The sequence below is a fragment of the Pseudomonas sp. K2I15 genome (genome assembly GCF_002204795.1).
GTDB lineage: Bacteria > Pseudomonadota > Gammaproteobacteria > Pseudomonadales > Pseudomonadaceae > Aquipseudomonas.
This window is the reverse complement of record NZ_NIXO01000136.1, coordinates 1-2329: the sequence shown is the minus strand read 5'-3', so window position 1 is coordinate 2329 and position 2329 is coordinate 1. Positions and strand designations below refer to the sequence as shown.

Annotated in this window: 3 protein-coding genes; 2 read left to right on the top strand and 1 reads right to left on the bottom strand. The window is 61.3% G+C overall.

Annotated elements, in window-relative coordinates; genetic code table 11:
* Positions 1-126 precede the first annotated feature (126 nt).
* Positions 127-1026: a DMT family transporter gene (locus tag CEC48_RS30755; protein ID WP_088427250.1), complete on the bottom strand. Its 900-nt coding sequence runs from the start codon at positions 1024-1026 to the stop codon at positions 127-129.
* 308 nt (positions 1027-1334) lie between these two features.
* On the opposite strand from CEC48_RS30755, the gene CEC48_RS30750 reads away from it, so the two are divergent.
* Together CEC48_RS30750 and CEC48_RS30745 are read left to right on the top strand one after the other, a co-directional pair.
* Positions 1335-1916, top strand: a complete 582-nt coding sequence (locus tag CEC48_RS30750) for a DJ-1/PfpI family protein (RefSeq protein WP_010176642.1) — start codon at positions 1335-1337, stop codon at positions 1914-1916.
* A gap of 16 nt (positions 1917-1932) precedes the next feature.
* Positions 1933-2250 (top strand): ribbon-helix-helix domain-containing protein, encoded by a 318-nt coding sequence (locus CEC48_RS30745; RefSeq protein ID WP_088427249.1) that lies wholly within the window; start codon positions 1933-1935, stop codon positions 2248-2250.
* Positions 2251-2329 lie beyond the last annotated feature (79 nt).

Genomic DNA, 2329 nt, shown 5'->3' with positions numbered 1-2329 from the left:
GGAAAGCGCACGCTGCCTGATTCGGCAGCGGTATGTCGTAAAGGTCACACGGCGCAGAGCTGTGGGAGCTTGGCTGTCTTTGAGAACGATGCCTAGGTTATGGCCATCAAGACAGTTGCTCCCACATTAGATCGCGCTAGCCTTGGGAGCTGGCGCAGGCTTCACACTGGTCTTGCGTCCCAACATCACCGTCACAATCACCCCACAGGCAAACAGCCAGGTAATCGGCTCGATGTGCTCACCAAAAAACAGCGCCGAAAACGCGATGGTGAAAAAGATCTGCAACAGCTGAATCTGGCTGACCCGGGCGATGCCGCCCATGGCCAGCCCGGCGTACCACGCAAAGAAACCGAAGAACTGCGAAAACAGCGAGACATAACCAAACGCCCACCAGGTGCGCGGCGAAATCGGCCCTTCGTGTTGCAGCGCCAGGTACGCCACCGGCCCGATCAATACCGGCGTCGACAGCACCAGCGCCCAGCAGATCACCTGCCAGCCGCCCATCTCCTTGGCCAACCGGCCGCCTTCGGCATAACCCAGGCCACCCACGGCAATCGCCCCGAGCATCAACAGATCGCCCGCCTGGATACTGCCGGCCCCGGTGATCAACGCATAACTGAGCACCAACGCACTGCCCAGCGCCGCGCAGGCCCAGAAGGCTTTTGACGGACGCTCATGGGACAGCCACGCCGCGTACAACGCCACGCACAGCGGCTGCAAACCGTTGACCAGCGCGCCATGGGACGCCGGCAAGGTTTGCATGGCCCAGGCCGACAGCACCGGGAACCCCAGGATTACCCCGGCAATCACCAGCGTCAGGCCGCGCGCCTGGCGCCAGGTGGGCCAGCGCTCACGGCGCCATAGCAACAATGCCGCCGCCGGCACCGCCGCAAACAACGCCCGGCCCAGGCCATTGAGCAGCGGGTGGATTTCCTGCACCACGATACGGGTGAAGGGCAGGGTGAGGCTGAAGATGATGACGCCCAGCAGGCCGAGGGCCATGCCGGTATTTTCGCGGGAGCTCATGGAAGGAACCAGAATCGAATGGGCCGGAAGTGGACGTTCATCTAGCCACAAAGCCCGGAAAACGCGGGCTTACAGCTGGGCGCAGATTGATCCGTACAGTTTGTGTAGGAGCGAGCTTGCTCGCGAAGGTCGTTAACTATAAGGCGGGGAACCTGACGCCCCGCGGCGTTCTCGAGTTCTTCGCGAGCACGCTCGCTCCTACAAGAGGGAAGATCCGACATGTAGTAGCGGGCCATTACCCGGCTCATCGGCACGGGTCTATCTTGGCTACTCTTGTCTGCCCAACTGTTCAACCGGAGGAATGTCCCATGGCCGCTAAAAAAATCCTGATGCTGGTCGGCGATTACGTCGAAGACTATGAAGTGATGGTGCCGTTCCAGGCGCTGCTGATGGTGGGGCATACCGTGCACGCCGTGTGCCCGGACAAGACCGCCGGCCAGACCGTGCGCACGGCGATCCACGACTTCGAGGGCGACCAGACCTACAGCGAAAAGCCCGGGCACTTGTTCGCCCTGAATGCCGACTTCGCCAAGGTCGACGCTGCTGATTACGACGCGCTGCTGGTACCCGGTGGCCGTGCGCCCGAGTACCTGCGCCTGAACGAAAAAGTCCTGCAACTGGTCAAGGCGTTCGACCAGGCCGGCAAGCCCATCGCCGCGGTGTGCCACGGGGCGCAACTGCTGGCCGCTGCCGGTATCCTGGAAGGTCGTGAGTGCAGCGCTTACCCCGCGTGCGGGCCGGAAGTGCGACTGGCGGGCGGTACGTTCATCGATATTCCGGTGACCGACAGCCACGTTCAAGGCAATCTGGTGACTGCTCCGGCATGGCCGGCGCACCCAAGCTGGCTGGCGGGTTTCCTTGGCCTGCTGGGTACCAGAATCACTTTGTAAAACGGAGGTCATCGCCATGTGCGAGCTTTACGTCAAGGCCGACCCGATTCTGTACGAATCCCGCTCGCGCTCCCTGCGCATCTGCGGCGTGGTGACCACCGTGCGCCTGGAAAACCAGTTCTGGGACATCCTCAGCGAAATCGCCGAGGTGGATGGCATGACCACCAATCAACTGATCGCCAAGCTGTATGAAGAGGTGATGGATTACCGTGGCGAAGTGGTGAATTTCGCTTCGTTTTTGCGGGTCAGTTGTACGCGGTATTTGAGCAAGCAGCGCCCGCATAGCCGCGAACTGAGTTTGGTAAACAACCAGGTAGGCACACAGAAAGCCTAATGTGTGCGGGCTTGTGTGGGAGCGGGCTTGCTCGCGAAGGCGGTGAGTCAGTCGACATATTAATTGACTGACCCACCGC